Source organism: Streptomyces fildesensis, from assembly GCF_016107395.1.
Classification (GTDB): domain Bacteria; phylum Actinomycetota; class Actinomycetes; order Streptomycetales; family Streptomycetaceae; genus Actinacidiphila; species Actinacidiphila fildesensis.
This window is the reverse complement of sequence record NZ_JAAIKO010000002.1, coordinates 1-16,410: the sequence shown is the minus strand read 5'-3', so window position 1 is coordinate 16,410 and position 16,410 is coordinate 1. Positions and strand designations below refer to the sequence as shown.

Below are 16,410 nucleotides of genomic sequence, written 5' to 3'. Positions count from 1 at the left end.
CGCCCGGCCGCCGACCTGGAACGGCGTGCACCGGACGGTTCCCGCGCCGTTCCGTGACGGCGGAGCCGGTCCGGGCGGCCGGCAGGACCGGTCCGGACGGCCGGCGGCACGGTCCGGAGAGAGGACGCTGCCGGTCCGGACGGCCGGCGGCACGGTCCGGGGAGACAGCGCTGCCGGTCCGGGGAGACGGCGCTGCCCCTGCGGGCGGCGGGCAGCGCCCGTCCCGGTGGGCCCGCACCGTTCGTTTCCCGGCCATTCACGTCTGCGGATCTTCTCAGTTCCGCCGGCCGCTCCTACGCTGACAGCGCTCCGCGCCCCCATACCCCCCCCACCGGAGGTAAGCCGTGCCCGGCTTGTCGATATCCGTTCCGCGTCGCCCCCTCACCGCCCTCGCCGCCGCCCTCGGGCTGGCCGGCGCGTCCGTCGGCCTGTGGGCCGGCCTCGGCGGCGCGTCCACCGCGCACGCGGCGGCCGCCGTCCCCACTCCTGACCACGTGATCGTCGTGATGATGGAGAACCACGCGTACAACCAGGTGATCGGCAGCTCCAGCGCCCCCTACATCAACTCGCTGAAGACCGGCGGCGCGAACCTCACCGCCTCGTACGGCGTCACGCACCCGAGCCAGCCGAACTACTACCAGGTGTTCTCCGGCAGCAACCAGGGCGTGACCGGCGACAGCTGCGTCACCCCCGGCTTCAGCTCCGCGCCCAACCTCGCCTCCGAGCTGATCGCCGCGGGCAAGACCTGGGGCAGCTACAACGAGACGCTCCCCAGCCAGGGCTCCACCACCTGCAGCAGCGGCAAGTACGCGCAGAAGCACAACCCCTGGTTCGGCTTCAGCAACGTGCCGACCTCCAGCGCCAAGACGTTCGCGCAGTTCCCTTCGGACTACACGACGCTGCCGCAGGTCTCGTTCGTCGTGCCGAACCTGTGCAGCGACATGCACGACTGCTCCGTCGGCACCGGTGACACCTGGATCAAGAACAATCTCGGTGCTTACGCCACGTGGGCCAAGACCCACAACAGCCTGCTGATCGTCACCTTCGACGAGGACAACCGGCTGGCCGGCAACCGCATCCCCACCGTCCTCTACGGACAGCGCGTCACCCCGGGCAGCACCTCGTCGACGACGTACAACCACTACAATCTGCTGCGCACCCTCGAGGACATGTTCGGCACCTCGCACGCGGGGAACGCCGCCTCCGCCACCGACATCACCGGCATCTGGACCAGCTGACCGTGAGCGGAGCCGGCGCCATGACCACCCGGAACCGGCTGCTGATCCTCGTCGCGGCGGCCGCCGTGCTCGCCTGTGTGGCGGGCGCGGCGGTCTGGCACGCCTCCGACCGGGCCGCCCGCAGGAACACCGAGCAGGCCGGCGGCCCGCCGGTCGTCCAGGGCGCGGTGTCGCTGGCCCCGGCCGGGCCCCGGCTCATGGTCTTCCGCAACATGGCCTGGGGTCCGCACCGCGATGAACTCGCCACCGTGCCCGCCGCCTCGCCCGGGGCGACCCGTACCGCCTCGGGCGTCCGCTGTCTGCGCTTCCACGCCGCCGCGGGCACCGGCATCTGTCTGCAGTCCGTGCACGGCACCGTCCAGGACACCTACCGCGCGGTCGTCCTCGACTCCCACCTCAAGGAGACCCGGCACTACCCGCTGAACGGGATCCCGACCCGCGCCCGGGTATCGCCCAGCGGCCACCTCGCCGCCTGGACGGTCTTCGTCGGCGGCGACTCGTACGCGGGCACCGACTTCTCCACCCGCACCTCGATCCTCGACGTCAGGACCGGCAGGCTCGACGCCAGCCTGGAGGACTTCACGATCCTCAAGGACGGCCACCGCTACCGCGCCACCGACGTGAACTTCTGGGGCGTCACCTTCGCCGACGACGGGCACTTCTACGCGACGCTCGCCACCGGCGGCAGGACGTACCTCATCCGCGGTGACATCGCGGCCCGCACCGTGACGACGCTGCGCCCGAACGTGGAGTGCCCGTCGCTCTCGCCCGACGGCACCCGTCTGGTCTTCAAGAAGCGCGTCCCGGGCCTGTCCCCCGACGCCCCCTGGCGGCTCTACGCCCTCGACCTCGCCACGATGCGCGAGACCCCGCTGGCCGAGAACCGCAGCGTCGACGACCAAGCGGTCTGGACCGACGACCGCACCGTCGCCTACTCGCTGCCGGGCGACTTCGGCGCGGACCTCTACACGGTCCCCGCCGACGGCACCGGCACGCCCCGCACGCTGACCCCGGCGGCGCTCGCCCCCGCGTACATCGGCTGACGCGCGGACGACCCCCGGCTCAGGTCAGTCGTCCGGAAGGCAGTGGACGGTGATCCGCTGGACGAGGTTGTTGCCGAAGCCGCCGCGGTTCCACGCCTGGGCGAGCGGCTGGGTGTTGCCCTCGGCGTCGGTGGCGCGGGCGCTGAGCACATGGCGGCCGGGCTCCGCCGTCCAGGACGCCCGCCAGCTCCGCCAGGCCAGGTCGTGTCCGTCCGGCGGGGCGAGCTCGGCCGCCCGCCAGGAACGTCCGTCGTCCGTACTCACCTCGGCCTTCGTGACCGGTGCCAACCCGGACCAGGCCCTGCCCTCCAGCGGCACCGGGCCGGGGCGTACGACGCGGGTCCTGGACATGAAGTCCGGGAACCCGGGCGGGATCATCAGCGCCCGCGGGGCGATCCGGGTGACCGGCTCGCCGGGTTCACCGGCCCGCTGCCGGTAGCGGTACGCCACCGTCTGCTGGAATCCGGTGAACGGCGTGTCGGTGAGCGTGATCCCGCGCAGCCACTTCACCTGCGCCATCCCGTACCAGCCGGGCACCACCAGCCGCAGCGGGTGGCCGTGCTGCGGCGGCAGGGGCAGCCCGTTCATGGCGTACGCGACCAGCACCTCAGGATCGGCGCCGGCGGCCACCGCCAGCGGCAGACTCCACCGGTAGTCCTGTTCGACACCGCGCTCGACACCGTGGTCCGCGCCGCGGAAGACGGCCTCGACGGCAGCCGGCTCCACTCCCGCCTCGGCGAGCAGCACTCGCAGCGGCACCCCGGTCCACTCGGCCGTTCCGACCGCCTCGACCAGCCACGGCTGGCTCACCGGCCGCGGGGTGAGCCGCGCCCGGCCGTTGCCCGCGCACTCCATCGTCACGCGGTGGGTGACGGCGGGGAACGAGCGCAGGGCCGCCATGTCCAGTGTCAGCGCCGTCCGGACGCTGCCTCCCACGGTGAGCCGCCAGTCGTCCTCCCGGGCGGCGGGGATGTCGTAGTGGACCAGCACGTAGTGCAGTCCCGGCGGGGTCAGGTCGTAGCGCAGGGCCTCCAGCGGCAGGCCGTGGTTGCGGGCCGCGAGCGCGAGTTCCTCCGGGCTGATCCCCTCCGCGGGATCCGCGAGGCGGCCGGCCGGGCTGATGTCGGCGAAGCGTCCGTCCATTCCTTCATGGTGCGCTTCCGGCCGAACCCAGGCATCCGGGTGAACATGCGATCCTCCCCGACCGGCGGGATGCTGGATGTATCGGCCTGGGGTCCGCGATGCCCCATGGCAGATGGAGGGTGCCCAGGGCGTCGGCGCACAACCGCCCACCGGCGGCCCGGCCGGGGAGCGGCCAGGTGGAGGAGGCGGCCCGAGTCTCGCCGAGGAGATCGCCATGGACGGCAGCACACTTGAAGCGATGCGGACCGCGTTGCGCGGCCCGGTCATCGCTCCGGAGGATCCCGACTACCCGGAGGCCCGCAAGGTCTACAACGCCATGGTCGACAAGCGCCCGGCCGCGATCGTGCGCTGCTCCGACACGGCGGACGTCATGGCCGCGGTGGACTTCGTCCGTGAGCAGGGACTGGAACTCGCCGTCCGGGGCGGCGGGCACAGCGGCGCCGGTCTGTGCCTGGTCGACGACGGCGTCACCGTCGATCTGTCACCGATGCGCTGGGTGCGTGTCGACCCCGCCGCGAAGACCGCCCGGGTCGGCGGCGGGTCCCAGCTCGGCGACCTGGACCACGCCACCCACGCGTTCGGGCTGGCCGTACCCGCCGGCATCATGTCGACGACCGGCGTCGGCGGGCTCACCCTCGGCGGCGGCCACGGCCACCTCACCCGCAAGTACGGCCTCACGATGGACAGTCTGGTGGCCGCCGACGTGGTGCTCGCCGACGGCAGCTTCGTCACCGCGAGCGAGAACGAGAACCCGGACCTGTTCTGGGCGCTGCGCGGCGGTGGCGGCAACTTCGGCATCGTCACCTCGTTCCGCTTCCGGCTGCACCCGGTGCACACCGTCGGTCTCGCGATCAGCCTCTGGCCGGTCGACCACATCCACGAGGTGCTGCGCTGGTACCGCGACTTCCTGCCGCAGGCGCCCGAGGACCTGAACGGCTTCTTCGCCGTCCTGGCCGTCCCGCCCGGCCCCCCGTTCCCCGAGGAGATCCACGGCCGCAAGATGTGCGGTGTCGTGTGGTGCTGGACCGGGGACCCGGACGGCATCGAGCAGGCCCTGGCCCCGGTGAACGACGCGGGCACGCCGGCCTTCCACTTCTCGACGCCGATGCCGTACCCCATGCTGCAGACCATGTTCGACGAGCTGATCCCGAAGGGCCTGCAGTGGTACTGGCGCGGTGACTTCTTCGACCGGATCACGGACGACGCCATCGACGTGCACGCCAAGTACGCCGAGAACCTCCCCACCGACCTGTCGACCATGCACCTCTACCCGGTCGACGGAGCCGCGCACCGGGTCGCCGCGGGCGACACGGCATGGGCCTACCGGGACGCCATGTGGTCCGGCGTCATCGGCGGCATCGACCCCGACCCGGCCAACGCGGGGCTCGTGAAGGACTGGTGCGTCAACTACTGGGAGGACCTGCACCCGCACTCCATGGGCGGCGGCTACGTCAACTTCATCGGCGCCGGCGAGAGCCAGGACCGCGTCAGGGCCACCTACGGCGACCACTACGACCGGCTCACGGCGCTCAAACGCACCTACGACCCGGACAACCTCTTCCACGCCAACCAGAACATCGCCCCGGCCCCGTAGCCACCAAGGGCGGCAGCGCAAACGGCATCCGGGCCGACGGCATGACGCCGCCGGCCCGGATGCCGTCACGAACGAGACGCTCTTACAGGTTCGGCAGGTTCTTCCGCAGCTCGAAGGCGGTGACCTCGGAGCGGTACTCCTCCCACTCCTGCTTCTTGTTGCGCAGGAACTGACATACCGCCCTACGTGGCACGGGAGAAGGCTAAGGAATCCGCGGTGAGCGGCCTGGAAGCAGTCGTCAATGGTTGTTGTTTGTCGTCCTTGGTTGACCTCGGACGGCCCCCAGGCGGCCCGGAGCTGACGCCGTTACTGGCTGTCAGAGCGCCGCCGGCTCCGATGTGGGAGGGGCGATCGAATCCGAGACCTCCGCATTACGAGGTGTCCGATCTTGTTCCGTGGCCGTCCGACACCGTCCGCCAAGATCTCATTTCCGCAGCTTAGGGGGCAAGGCGAATGTTCCCTTACCGCCGTGGATTTCTGCGGATGGGCCCACGAATGAGACTGCAGCTGAGACCGAACTCCTCTACCGACCTCGCAGAGGGAGCAAAACCAACGCCGGGCACACTCGGCATGGGGTCGGCGGGCAAGTGCCGTGTCATACCGCTTCTTAGCAGCCGCTCAGCCGCCTTCTTGCGCAACCCATTCGCAATACCTATCTGGGTCATATCCGGCAGCACCAAGGAGCATCGAAGACTCTTCTATACACCTTTGAAATTCATCGGATTGAGATCGAAGAATTTCGTCTACGCGCACTCGATCGCGGACTCGTCTGGGGATAGCAGCAGACTGCTTGCACAGTTTTGCGGAATCTGGTTCTGGTACCGCACGGGGCCCTGCCAGACCATAACGGTCAGCGGGAATGAAAGGATCCGGCTTGAACCGAATTGCCAGTGACACAATATCGTCTTCACCGCCGCTAGAACCCGTACGATACGTCATAAAGCTGCACACGGACGCTTTCAATCCGGCTTCCACTCCATGCGAGACTATCCACTGCGTCAGTCCCATCATGAAGGCTTCGCCTGCACCGAAGAACTCTGATACCCGTACGGGCAAATCGCCCTCAGGCACGCCCCATGCCTCAGCGAAACCCGATGCATACGCCTCGCAGGCATCGTGGATTTGTTGCGCCAATTGGAGCAAAGCCTCTTTTTTATCATCGGCGACATTGTCATCATCCATCCGAGTTGTAATGAAGAGCAGGAAATCTTCATCGGAACTCGCCTGGTTGTGAAGTATGGCTTGCAGGGCTTTGAAATAGTTTGGAATTCCGTTAGATTTCTCGCGTCCTGCGAATCCGCCACACAGGTCAATATTAATCACATGAAACGGGCCTTCCCTCCTGACCCGTCGCCACGGAACAGAATTACTATCCCCCACCTCACGAAAATCCCCAGGGAAGACTTCGGACTCAGGGTGAATGCAGTCCATTCTATTGGCGGAGAACTGGGAGATATTAAGTTTGGACTGATCAGCCGCTTTCGGCATCGCAGCTGTATTGAATCCGAGATATCGAAGTTTCACTTTATGCGGCAAACAAATTGTATTTGCAATATGCCGAACGTCGAGCAGATCATTTCCTGGCAGAGTCAAGTAACGGAGCTCACCCTCGGCGAGTTTTAGATCGCGCGCAAGGCGACCAATCTCTCGGGACCACTGAACGCGCCGTACATACTGCTTCCGCGGTCTGTGCCACGGCTTGAACTCACGTTTCGTTGGCGTCGGAAATTCCATCGGGCCATCGCCAAGCAGGGCCCGAAGGTCATCGGGCTCCTCAATGTCTGTCACTTCTTCAGCCAAGGTTTTCAGCCTCCATGATGCCAAGGATGGACCCAAGTAGGTTGTCTTGTTCCTTCGGGGTTAGGTGGTCGAACACCCCGTACACAGACATCACCTTGGTGATCGCTTCGAGTTTTCGGAGACTGATAGGATTTGGCGTAGTGAGGGACCCATCCGGAATCTCTGCAATAACTCGGTCGAGATCGAAAGATTGAGTAATTCCTTCGCCATAAGGAGTCGCCACCTGATCATGGCGCGTAAAATGAATGTGCGGAATTACTCCTTCACCGTCTGTTCGCACCGAGTTGGCAGACTCTACGATTCGACTGATGTGATCTTCCGCGTCGCGTCTTCTTGAGCCTCGCTGTTCCTCTCGGAGTTGCCCCGCCTGGCTTTTCTGCGAATTTGCTAGCTGACGCAATGCGCTATGCACCCACTGCGTAAGTACAACCGTGTGCGGGTGAGCGGTATTAAAGCTCTCACGGTCGATGTTAAGAGCGGCTTCCAGTCCCTGCTTGACGAAGATTTCACACGTGATCTGCCGCAGGCGCGTCAATTCCGCGACTTGATAGTTAAGGAACGTCGAGTCAAACAGCGTGCCACTCGCCCCATGGATACGAACAAGCACGCCCTGATGTTCCGTAGGTGCCACTTTAGGTGTCCAGAAAAGGTAACCTTCGAATTCCAGTGGACCCGCACTGATATCCCGATCGAATCCTCGGAATTCTTGCCGCAGTGAGCCGACGAACACCATGGGTTTCTTCAGCACGTGTTGGGTTGTAGGAAGATCGCGGAACCTCAACGGCCTACTGAGTTGCACACCATCTACGAGAACTCTAAATTCAACCGACTCGGCAGCAGGAACAGGCAGGCCGGCGAGATCGCGTACGGTCTTCTCTGGGTCCTCACTCTGAATTTTCTGGGCCGCACCCTTCGACGAGTTTGCAAGCTTGTAGAAATAGGCCCAGTCGTCCGCAACGCTTTCGTCTAGAACATTCTTTTCAACATAAGGGAGAGGCAATGCAAGAGCGAGGCTCCAGAGCATTTGAAGATAATTGTCGAAGATCTCTGTGAGTTTAACTGAGGTTCGCCCTTGAGCGACGGACCAGACACTTTTCACCATCTTCAAAAATGCGTCCCGGGGGTCGTCCTCCTCATCCCACGGAAGAGCGGGAAGCCTGCTATGCAGACCTCTTTCATCAAGATGTCCAATATGATAAGTGGGAATGATTGGAGATGCTTTATTCCCCGACTCGTCCCTTACTGCGTTATTGACCGCACCCCACAGCTGTTCGCTACACAAGCTGTTTCTTGTCTGCGGGCGAATAGCAGTTAGAACAATCGTTGTGCCATGTGCATCGGTGTCATCATCCGGCTCTCGCCAAACCTGATATTTGCCCGCTGCAAATTCGGCTTCATCGCCTTCTGTGGAACCGTCCGCAAACTGCTGGAGGTTGACCAGAACAATTGTGCGGTACCGGTCACTCGCCGTCTTTGTGATGATCTGAAAACTGTGTGTCAGCTGGGAAACGGAGAAGATTCCGATCCCTAGCTTTCCAATGAGCTTACGCCCGCTGGGGCTGGTGTTCGGGTCAGTCGCTGAGGAAATCCCGAGCTCGCGTCCTTGCTCGGTTCGTTTTGCACTTCCACCGATGTTATGCAGCAAATGAATGACCGCATCCGGGGTCATTCCCGTACCATTGTCCTCGACAGTGATACGGCTGAATTTTGGTGCATCGGTCTTGACCGACACCCAAGTAGCATCCGCATCGTAGGCGTTCGCAATAAGTTCCCTGATTGCTGACCCAGGCTGACGATAGATGCCGTCCGTAACACGAGCAATCACGCGATCGTTCGTGGTCAGTACTGACTGGATCAAATCGGATTCACTGAATACCTCGCGGAGCCTATCGGCGGCCTCTTGGTCCCGCTCATTCAATGCGTTCATCGGCGATCCTGGCCTTCCTCTCCGCAGAGTTGCTTGGTTTTAAGCGCCGGCTTGGCGAACGTTGGTCGCAAACAGCGACCGCCTGTGTCAACCTCGGCCAGCGTACAGCCATTTGATTGCCTGGTAGTGGTGTTTGCACCTGAGGAGGCACCCGGATGAGTACCGCCGGTGCCGCACCTGTCGATCTGCTCCCCTGCAAGCCGGAGGAGGCCGCCGAAATGCTCGGGATCGGCCGCTCAAACGCTCTACGGACTCATGACCATAGGCGACTAGACTTACAGCACGTCCGTGGTAGTCCGCTGAAGACCGAAACAGCAGGTCACCCCCTCCTTGGGACCTCCGTTACACCTAGCTACTCAGGCCAGGAAGATGCGCGTTCACGGCGCGCGCTTGGGCTGCCATATCCGATAGTTCGACCACGGTGACACCCGCTTCGCGCAGCGTCTCAACCCCGATGCAATCGCCGACGAACAGGGGCGGTTCTCTCCACGCGATGACGACCCGGCGGACCCCGGACGCCAGGGTCAGTTGCGTGCATGTGCGAGGGCGCGACTTCCGTTGGCTGCAAGGCTCCAAGGTGCTGTAGAGGGTGGCGCCCGCGAGCCGAGGGTCATTGGGTACGAGCTTGGCGAGGGCTGACTCCTCGGCGTGTACGTGCGGGTCGGTCTCTCGTGAGTACCCGCGTGCCATCTCCTCGCCGTGTTCATCGACGACGACGGCCCCTACCGAGTAGGCGCCCTCCGCCGGCGGACTGAGGCGGGAAAGTTCGATTGCTGCGGTCATCCAGCGTCGGTCGTCGGTCGTTGTCACGCGTTGCTCTCCTGCTTTGGAAGGTAACGGAGCAGCACTACGTCACCAATGGTCCGAGCCTCCGCCAAATGCATCCGGCGTGTGGACCCGCCAGGGTAGTTGGCAGCCTGGAGAAATCGGGGAGCTTGAGGGTCCCCAACGACAAGAGGCGCAATGGCAAGGTGAATTTCGTCAGCGAGGCCCTGCGAGAGGAACGCGGTGTGGATCTGTCCGCCGCCTTCCACCATCAGCCGCTCGACTCCCCGCGCCCCGAGGTCATCGAGAAGCCTGCCGAAGTCGATATCAGCACCGGTAGAAACGACGTCGGCTAGACCTGCCAGCCGCTCGCGCAGCTTCTCCGCTCCTGTATCGGTCGTGTAGGCCAGCTTCGCGCCGCCGTGGTGCCAGAACTTGAAATCGGCATCGAGGTTGCCGCTCGCGGAGACGGTGACCTTCAGCGGGTACTCAGGCTTGCCGGCGGACACTCGGGCGGCACGCCGCTCCGCGCTGTTGACCAACAACCTCGGATTGTCGGCGCGCATCGTGCCGGCGCCAATGAGGATGGCGTCCGACTCCGCGCGCACCTGGTCTACCCGGTCGAAGTCGGCGCTGTTGCTGAGGAGCAGTCGCTCAGCGCTGGAGTCGTCTAGGTAGCCGTCAACCGAGGTAGCGGCACTTAGAAGCACGTACGGGCGGGGCATGGCGGGTCTCCTAGGTGTTCAGTGCGGGCGCTCGGAAGCCGGGATCATGCCTGGTGGATCAGAGCGTCGTCCATCGCGCTCTTGAAGTCTGCAACGGCGGGTACCGCCCGCCACTTGTCGAGATCGCCATCGAGCCGGGCCAGCTCCCGAGTGATTCGCGCGGACCCGGTCTCGATCCCAATACTCAGGGCCTGAGCGCCTACCGTGGCGGCTTGCTCCGCTTCTCCGGCCCCAGCATGAGCTACGGCTTCTCGGGCCAGGTAGACCCCGCGGTCACGGTGGTAGCCGGGGGGAAGCCTGACGATCGCGCTGCGGAATCCCTCTGCCGCGGCGCTGTGGTCGCCGAGAATGGCGAGGCTGTGGGCACGCTGAACCTCTATGTACGGAGCGTCCAGCCACACTCCCCAGGGAGAAGCCGGGTCACTGTCCATGATCGCCAACAGATCACGTGCGTGGTCGTACGCCTGTTGGCAGGCTGCCGGGTCGTTGCGCAAGGCGTGCCCGTGAGCGGCGTAGGTCGCGGCCACAGCAGCGAGCCGGCTACGAGGGGCGGCCAGGTCCTCGGCAGCCTCGGCCACGTCTACGGCTTCCACGGGGTCCCGCATGTCGCCTGCGAGCTGACCGCGCCGGGCCAGCACATAGACGGTCAATTCCGGGTCGCCGGACATGTGCGACGCTTCCAGCGCCTCATGCATCCAGTGCTGAGCGGCGCGGAAGTCGCCGACGTCCTGGTAGAGCCATCCGCAGAGTTCCGAATATTGGGTCTGCAATTGGATGAGCTGACGACGGTCGGTACCGCGCCTATCGGCCCTCAGCGCCTTGATGGCAGCAATTTGCTGCTGCACCAGCGGAATCACGCGGTGTGGGCCGAACAGGTTGTCGTTGTCGATGAGCACTCGCCGGGTCTCGCGAAGGTGCTGGATCGGGTCCGCGCCTGACAACAGGAGGTTGGGCTGCCGGGGAACGCTTGCAGCCGCCGGAAGGTCAGACGTGGCAGCGAGCGCGGCCCCTGCTCCAAGAGCCCCGATCATGGCGCGGCGAGACAGTGACACGAAGATGATCCTTCCGTCGTCGGTACGAACGGGGACGGAGATCCCCTCCGCCGACGGTGCCTCTAAGGCCGCTTGCGCGGCCAGGGCCACCGGCTCTTTGGCCACATGAGTCCCCGGATTAGCCACATGGCCACGAAGCAGCACGTCCAGGCTGGCGCCCTCAAGGATCGAGCGCTGGATCCGGTTCAGTGAGTCGCCGGCCTGGAGTTGCCGGTCGTACGCCTTCACCAGCTCGACAGACGCGGCCTGGCCGCCGCGCTCCACACGGGCCATGTAGCTGGTGTTGAACCGGATGAGCTTGCTCAGCTTCCCCAGGGACAGACCACGCTGACTTCGCCACGAACGCATCTCCGCGCCGAGGTAGTGCTGAGGGCTGGCGTGCGGTGTCAGATCGTTCGGACGCTGTCCCACGCGGTCCTCCCCATGAGGCCTATGTGACCGCCCGCGGGTGGCCACATTGAGCATCTGTCGGTCAGTCAGGCAGCCCGGTTACAAAGGTTGCAGAGGCAGTTTCCAGCCTATCGACGCAGACCAACAGACCGCACGTACTGAGTGCAGAGGAGGCGATATGAACACAGCCGGGATTCAACGGACGGGCTCAGACGGCGGGTCCAGCCGGATTGACGGAGCCGCCGCCTTCCAGGGCTTCCACCCGGCTACGCAGTTCGGAGAGCTGGGACGTGACGTGCGTCAGTTCAGCCTGAAGCTCGCGGATGCTCGAAGCCGCTTGCTGCGCCGTGGGCTCCCCCGCCGCCGGATCGACGACGTAGGTGCCGCTCCCCTGGCGGCCCTCGACCAGCCCCTCTTCCGCGAGTTGTCCGTACGCGTTCTGCACGGTCATGAGGGCGACGCCGAGCTTGCCGGCGTAGCCCTTGGCGCCCGGCAACCGCGCGCCAGGGCCGTACACCCCGTCAGCAATGTCGTTGCGGAACGTGGCAGCGATCTCCTTGGCGTTGGGCTTCTTCTCAGGCTTCGCATCCATTCCTAGAGCGTACCTGACCTAGGTCATTTGCCTCTTCTGGGCGAGAGACCTTGACACACGGAAACCAACCTAGGTAGCTTGACGTTCAGACAAGAAACCTAGGTTACCTATCTAGGCCGCTCATGCTGGCGCACATGCAGGACCGCAGCGCCCGGAGGCCTCCCGTGAAACGGGGTCAAAGGAAGCGTCTGACCTTTGACAACTCAACAGAGCGTTGATCGATACGAGTGTTTTTGGTCCTCGGCGAGTCCCTTCCGGGGCGCGTCGGGGGTCATGGCCACTCGTCATTCGACGGGTGGCCGCAGGGCGGCTCCGGTGCGCGAACACCGGAGCCGCTGTTAGGGCCGTCCTACCTGGAAGGAACTACGACCCATGAGGTTCATCGGCACTGTTCAGGCGGTTGTTACCGCCGCAGAGTTCGACCGGGAGCCGACGGTCGCTGAGCTTGTGGGCATCGAGGTTGAGATGCCCGTGATCCTGGCGGAAGTCGAGTTGCTGGACGCACAGATCATGACGCTCGACCGGCCCGCCTCCGAGGTGGATACACGCCGGATCCGGCGGGCGCAGCGCAAGGTGCTCGCTGAGCGGCTGCGCCTGGCTAACCTCGGCCGGCAGGTTCCGGCGGGGGTCGGAGCATGAAGCGCCTCCCCAAGACCCTGCTGGTCCTCGCGCTTGTTGCTGTGGTGGGGATGGCGTTCCGGGTCTCCTGGAACGCTCAACGCGATGTCGCGGCCACGGTCGGGGCGGACGGAACGGCGTCCCTGCTGTACCCGTTCGTCGTCGACGGCCTGATGGCACTGGCGCTCGTTGCCACGCTCGTACTGACCGGCCAGGACCGGGCGACCGCTCGATGGGTCCTGGCGGGTTACACCGCCGCTTCGCTGGTCCTGAACTACGTACACGGTCTGGTTCCCGCCCTGCACGTCGGCGGATCGCGGATGGTGCTCGCCGAGTGGGCGCCTGCGAATTGGGCTCTGGTTCTGCTGGCTACATCGCTACCGGTCGGGTCAATCTTCTTCGGCTCAGACCTGGTCGCGAAGGTGCTGCACCACCGACCAGCAAACCAGGATGAAACATCCGTGATGCTGATGAATCAGTCGGTGTCTGACCTGCAAGAGTCGACGCCGACCGCCGTGCAGGAGGTACCGGTTCGGGCGGCGCTGGAGTCGGCCGACCGCCCGCCGACCCCGGTCCCGATCGCTCAGCCGGTCGCGGCGGCGGTGCAGGCGCCCCGTCGGGCGACCGGTCGAGTCCCCCAAGCCGCCCGCAACCCCCGACCGACCCGCACCCGGGAACAGCTCTTGATCGAGGCGCGCGAGGCCACCGCAGCATGGTCCGACGATGCTCTGACCGCCGAGGCGATCCGCAAAGAACTGCGGACCGCACCTGCCAAGGCCCGACTCGTGCGAGACGCGTTGAAGGCTGAGCGCGCCACCGACGGACCCGCCGATGCGGCGGTGTCCTGATGTCCCTCGTCTGCGGAAAGTGCCTCGGCTCAGCGAGCACGCCGGGCACGCTGCCGCGCCACGTGTGGCGCTGCGCCCCCGACGGCTTGGCGACACGTCGCCAGTTACGGGCCTTGGGGCTGCGTCCGGGCGGTCAGGGCGTGCAGGCCGAAGTGTTCCGGCCGCGCTACCGGCGCGGCCCGCTGGTCGCCTACCTCTACCGCATCGACCTCGCCAAGCCGGTCCGCCCCATGACCCCGGCCAAGTGGGCAGCGCTCGCGCTGGCGAACACCGCCCGCCGTATCTGCCCCGACTGTCACCGCGATGCGGGATACGTCATCCCCACGTCGCTCGGGTGCTGCGTGACCTGCGCCTATCCCGAACAGCATGCCGCATGAACGGGGTCCGGTCTCTCCCGACCAAAGCAGCGACCGGACCCCGCCGACCCTCCCGTTTCTGGAAGGAAACTGAAGTGAATCACGACGACGAAAACGAACTCTTCAACCGCCTGGAACACGACCTGGCCGCCGATTCCGGCGGCGAGCTGGTGGACCTGGACAAGGCCCGCGCCGCCCGCGACGAGGGGGCCAAGGGAGCCCCGTCCCTGCTGGCCGACGAGGACAACGACACCGACGAGGGCCCGGCCCCGATGGTGGACACCGCCACCTCCGGCACCGTGCCCGACGACGCGCAACCGGCCGTGCGCCGGCCGGTCGTGCCCGACTGGGCCCGGGACGCGGCGACGTTCAAGGCCGCTGTTGCCCGCACGGCGAACAACACCGCGTACGCGGCCGGGTTCCACGCCGTGCGCAGTCCGCTCTACGTGGCCCGGATCGCCGGACGTTCCCCGCGGGGAATGGTGCGGCTGGTCGGGGGCGCGGGACGGTGGGCCACCGACGCGGAAGGCGCCCCGATGCGCGCCTACTCGGTACGGCGGGAAGACGCTGAGCTGTACCTCAAGCTGTCTCGCAAGCGCGATGACCGGGTCCGCGCCCGCTCCCTCATGCTGGCCCTGGCCGCTGTGTTCGGGCTGGTCCTGGCACTGGTGCTGTGGGTGATCCTGTCGACCGCGCAGCTTGCGGCGGTCGGGTTCGGTGCCATGTTGCTGCTCGGGTTGTACGGGCGTCCGGCGGACCGGCCACTGATCACCCGGGCGGTGTCCAAGCACATCCTGCCCCGCCTCACCTCCGACCAGGTCGAACAAGCCCTGCTGTCCCTCGGCATTGGCGGGATGGGTCGCGGGGAAATCACCTTCCCCGACCCGATCCGGCAGGACGGGCCCGGGTGGCGCGCCACGGTGGATCTGCCGCGCGGGGTCACCGCCGGCGACATCATGGAACGCCGCAAGCGCCTCGCCTCCGGGTTGCGCCGCCCACTGGGCACCGTGTGGCCCGAGGGGGACGCGGACCTGCATGAGGGCCGGTTGGTGCTGTGGGTCGGTGACCGCGACATCGCCAAACAGGGCCTGATCCCCTGGCCGCTGGCGGGCAAGGGCCGTCACGACATCTTCCGTGACCTGCCGTTCGGGGTGGACCCGCGCGGGCGGGCGGTGTCGGTGCCGATCGTCCAGCACAACTGGCTGTTCGGCTCCCAGCCCGGCCAGGGCAAGACCAGCTCGGTTCGGGTCCTGGTCTGCGGCGCTTCCCTCGATCCGTCGGTGGAACTGTGGCTGCACGAGAACAAGGGCACCGGCGACCTGGACACCCACGAACCGGTCTCGCACCGGTTCGTATCCGGCATCGACGACGAGTCCATCGCCTACGCGGCCGAGTCGCTGGCCCTGCTGCGCAAGGAGGTCATGCGGCGCGGGCCGATCCTCAAAGGGCTGCCGCGCGACATCTGCCCGGACAAGCGGGTGACGCGGCAGATCGCGGACATGAAGGTTGGTCTGCATGTGCTGCTGGCGATCTTTGACGAGTGCCAGAACGTGTTCGCGCACCCGAAGTATGGCAAGCAGGCCGGGGAGGATGCGGAGTTCATCATCAAGGTGGGCCGCGCGCTCGGTGTGGTGCTGGTGCTGGCCACGCAGCGCCCGGACAAGGACTCCCTGCCCACCGGCATCTCGGGCAACGTCTCCATCCGGTTCTGCCTGAAGGTCGCAGGTCAGGTCGAGAACGACATGATCCTGGGCACCAGCGCCTACAAGAATGGCGTGCGCGCCACCACCTTCCGCCCCGAGGTCGATGCGGGCATTGGCTACCTGGCCGGAGCGCTGCACGTGCCGACCGTGGTCCGCACCGCATATCTCGACACCCCTGCCGCCGAAGCGGTCGCGGTGCGGGCGCTGGCGATGCGCAAGGCCGCCGGGACCATCACCGGCCACGCCGCCGGCGAAACCACCAGCAGCACGGACCCCACCGCGCAGGGGGACAACCTGCTGGATGATCTGGTGGCGATCTGGCCGGCGGGTGAGAACAAGGTGTGGTCCGAAACCCTGACCGCCGCACTCGCCCTGCTGCGCCCGGATGTCTACACCGGGTGGGGCCCGGATCAGTTGGTGATGGTCCTCAAGCCGCGCGGTATCCGCACGGTGCAGGTCGGCCGCCGCATTGACGGGAAGGTCGTCAACCGGCGCGGTGTGGAGCGTGACGCGATCCTCGGTGCGGTCGCGGAGCGTGATCGAAACCGGGACGCCGGATAGGCCCCGTGGGCCGCTGGCGCTAGCGGTGACCCCCGCTAGCGCTAGCGGCCCCTGT

Annotated in this window: 14 protein-coding genes and 1 pseudogene; 7 read left to right on the top strand and 8 right to left on the bottom strand. The window is 65.9% G+C overall.

All coding sequences use genetic code 11. The annotated features are described in order from the left end of the window. Positions 1–353 precede the first annotated feature (353 nt). Entirely contained in the window at positions 354–1,238 is an 885-nt protein-coding gene (locus C6N31_RS03835; RefSeq protein WP_138353813.1) for an alkaline phosphatase family protein, read from the top strand. A 20-nt stretch (positions 1,239–1,258) separates the two neighbouring features. Then, positions 1,259–2,281 (top strand): TolB family protein, encoded by a 1,023-nt coding sequence (locus C6N31_RS03830; protein WP_138353762.1) that lies wholly within the window; start codon positions 1,259–1,261, stop codon positions 2,279–2,281. 24 nt (positions 2,282–2,305) lie between these two features. On the opposite strand, the gene C6N31_RS03825 is transcribed toward C6N31_RS03830, so the two are convergent. Beyond that, the gene (locus C6N31_RS03825; RefSeq protein WP_138353763.1) at positions 2,306–3,424 is read right to left on the bottom strand and encodes a sulfite oxidase; all 1,119 of its coding nucleotides are present in this window, start codon (positions 3,422–3,424) and stop codon (positions 2,306–2,308) included. Between the two features lie 214 nt (positions 3,425–3,638). Between C6N31_RS03825 and C6N31_RS03820 the strand changes: the two genes are divergently transcribed. Next, the gene (locus C6N31_RS03820; RefSeq protein WP_138353764.1) at positions 3,639–5,018 is read left to right on the top strand and encodes an FAD-binding oxidoreductase; all 1,380 of its coding nucleotides are present in this window, start codon (positions 3,639–3,641) and stop codon (positions 5,016–5,018) included. Positions 5,019–5,100: 82 nt separating this feature from the next. Here C6N31_RS03820 and C6N31_RS03815 read toward each other — a convergent pair. The 7 genes and pseudogenes from C6N31_RS03815 to C6N31_RS03790 form a co-directional block, all read right to left on the bottom strand. Then, positions 5,101–5,187: pseudogene (locus tag C6N31_RS03815) on the bottom strand (glutamine synthetase); the annotation flags it as partial. A gap of 449 nt (positions 5,188–5,636) precedes the next feature. Next, positions 5,637–6,818, bottom strand: coding sequence for a PP_RS20740 family protein (locus C6N31_RS03810; protein WP_198357132.1), 1,182 nt, complete (start codon positions 6,816–6,818; stop codon positions 5,637–5,639). Then, positions 6,811–8,745, bottom strand: a complete 1,935-nt coding sequence (locus C6N31_RS03805; RefSeq protein ID WP_198357131.1) for an ATP-binding protein — start codon at positions 8,743–8,745, stop codon at positions 6,811–6,813. Before C6N31_RS03805 ends, C6N31_RS03810 begins: the two co-directional genes overlap by 8 nt. A 348-nt stretch (positions 8,746–9,093) precedes the next feature. Continuing rightward, positions 9,094–9,555 (bottom strand): deaminase, encoded by a 462-nt coding sequence (locus C6N31_RS46880; protein WP_438817409.1) that lies wholly within the window; start codon positions 9,553–9,555, stop codon positions 9,094–9,096. After that, entirely contained in the window at positions 9,552–10,235 is a 684-nt protein-coding gene (locus C6N31_RS46875) for a RibD family protein (protein ID WP_438817408.1), read from the bottom strand. The genes C6N31_RS46880 and C6N31_RS46875 overlap by 4 nt, the downstream gene beginning before the upstream one ends. 44 nt (positions 10,236–10,279) lie before the next feature. Then, positions 10,280–11,698 (bottom strand): helix-turn-helix domain-containing protein, encoded by a 1,419-nt coding sequence (locus C6N31_RS03795; protein ID WP_198357130.1) that lies wholly within the window; start codon positions 11,696–11,698, stop codon positions 10,280–10,282. Positions 11,699–11,885: 187 nt separating this feature from the next. Then, positions 11,886–12,269, bottom strand: a complete 384-nt coding sequence (locus C6N31_RS03790) for a GntR family transcriptional regulator (RefSeq protein WP_198357129.1) — start codon at positions 12,267–12,269, stop codon at positions 11,886–11,888. Between the two features lie 372 nt (positions 12,270–12,641). On the opposite strand from C6N31_RS03790, the gene C6N31_RS03785 reads away from it, so the two are divergent. From C6N31_RS03785 to C6N31_RS03770, 4 genes are all read left to right on the top strand, one after another. Continuing rightward, entirely contained in the window at positions 12,642–12,908 is a 267-nt protein-coding gene (locus C6N31_RS03785; RefSeq protein ID WP_198357128.1) for a DUF6284 family protein, read from the top strand. After that, entirely contained in the window at positions 12,905–13,735 is an 831-nt protein-coding gene (locus tag C6N31_RS03780) for a DUF2637 domain-containing protein (RefSeq protein ID WP_198357127.1), read from the top strand. Before C6N31_RS03785 ends, C6N31_RS03780 begins: the two co-directional genes overlap by 4 nt. Then, entirely contained in the window at positions 13,735–14,112 is a 378-nt protein-coding gene (locus C6N31_RS03775) for an RRQRL motif-containing zinc-binding protein (RefSeq protein WP_198357126.1), read from the top strand. Before C6N31_RS03780 ends, C6N31_RS03775 begins: the two co-directional genes overlap by 1 nt. Before the next feature lie 74 nt (positions 14,113–14,186). Then, on the top strand, positions 14,187–16,355 hold the full coding sequence (locus tag C6N31_RS03770) for a P-loop NTPase family protein (protein WP_198357125.1): 2,169 nt from the start codon (positions 14,187–14,189) through the stop codon (positions 16,353–16,355). Positions 16,356–16,410 lie beyond the last annotated feature (55 nt).

Bases quoted from the DNA above. Each gene is read 5' to 3' on its own strand.
- C6N31_RS03790 (WP_198357129.1), bottom strand. From the start codon at position 12,269: ATGGATGCGAAGCCTGAGAAGAAGCCCAACGCCAAGGAGATCGCTGCC.
- C6N31_RS03830 (WP_138353762.1), top strand. From the start codon at position 1,259: ATGACCACCCGGAACCGGCTGCTGATCCTCGTCGCGGCGGCCGCCGTG.
- C6N31_RS03825 (WP_138353763.1), bottom strand. From the start codon at position 3,424: ATGGACGGACGCTTCGCCGACATCAGCCCGGCCGGCCGCCTCGCGGAT.
- C6N31_RS03785 (WP_198357128.1), top strand. From the start codon at position 12,642: ATGAGGTTCATCGGCACTGTTCAGGCGGTTGTTACCGCCGCAGAGTTC.
- C6N31_RS03780 (WP_198357127.1), top strand. From the start codon at position 12,905: ATGAAGCGCCTCCCCAAGACCCTGCTGGTCCTCGCGCTTGTTGCTGTG.
- C6N31_RS03805 (WP_198357131.1), bottom strand. From the start codon at position 8,745: ATGAACGCATTGAATGAGCGGGACCAAGAGGCCGCCGATAGGCTCCGC.
- C6N31_RS03775 (WP_198357126.1), top strand. From the start codon at position 13,735: ATGTCCCTCGTCTGCGGAAAGTGCCTCGGCTCAGCGAGCACGCCGGGC.
- C6N31_RS03820 (WP_138353764.1), top strand. From the start codon at position 3,639: ATGGACGGCAGCACACTTGAAGCGATGCGGACCGCGTTGCGCGGCCCG.
- C6N31_RS46875 (WP_438817408.1), bottom strand. From the start codon at position 10,235: ATGCCCCGCCCGTACGTGCTTCTAAGTGCCGCTACCTCGGTTGACGGC.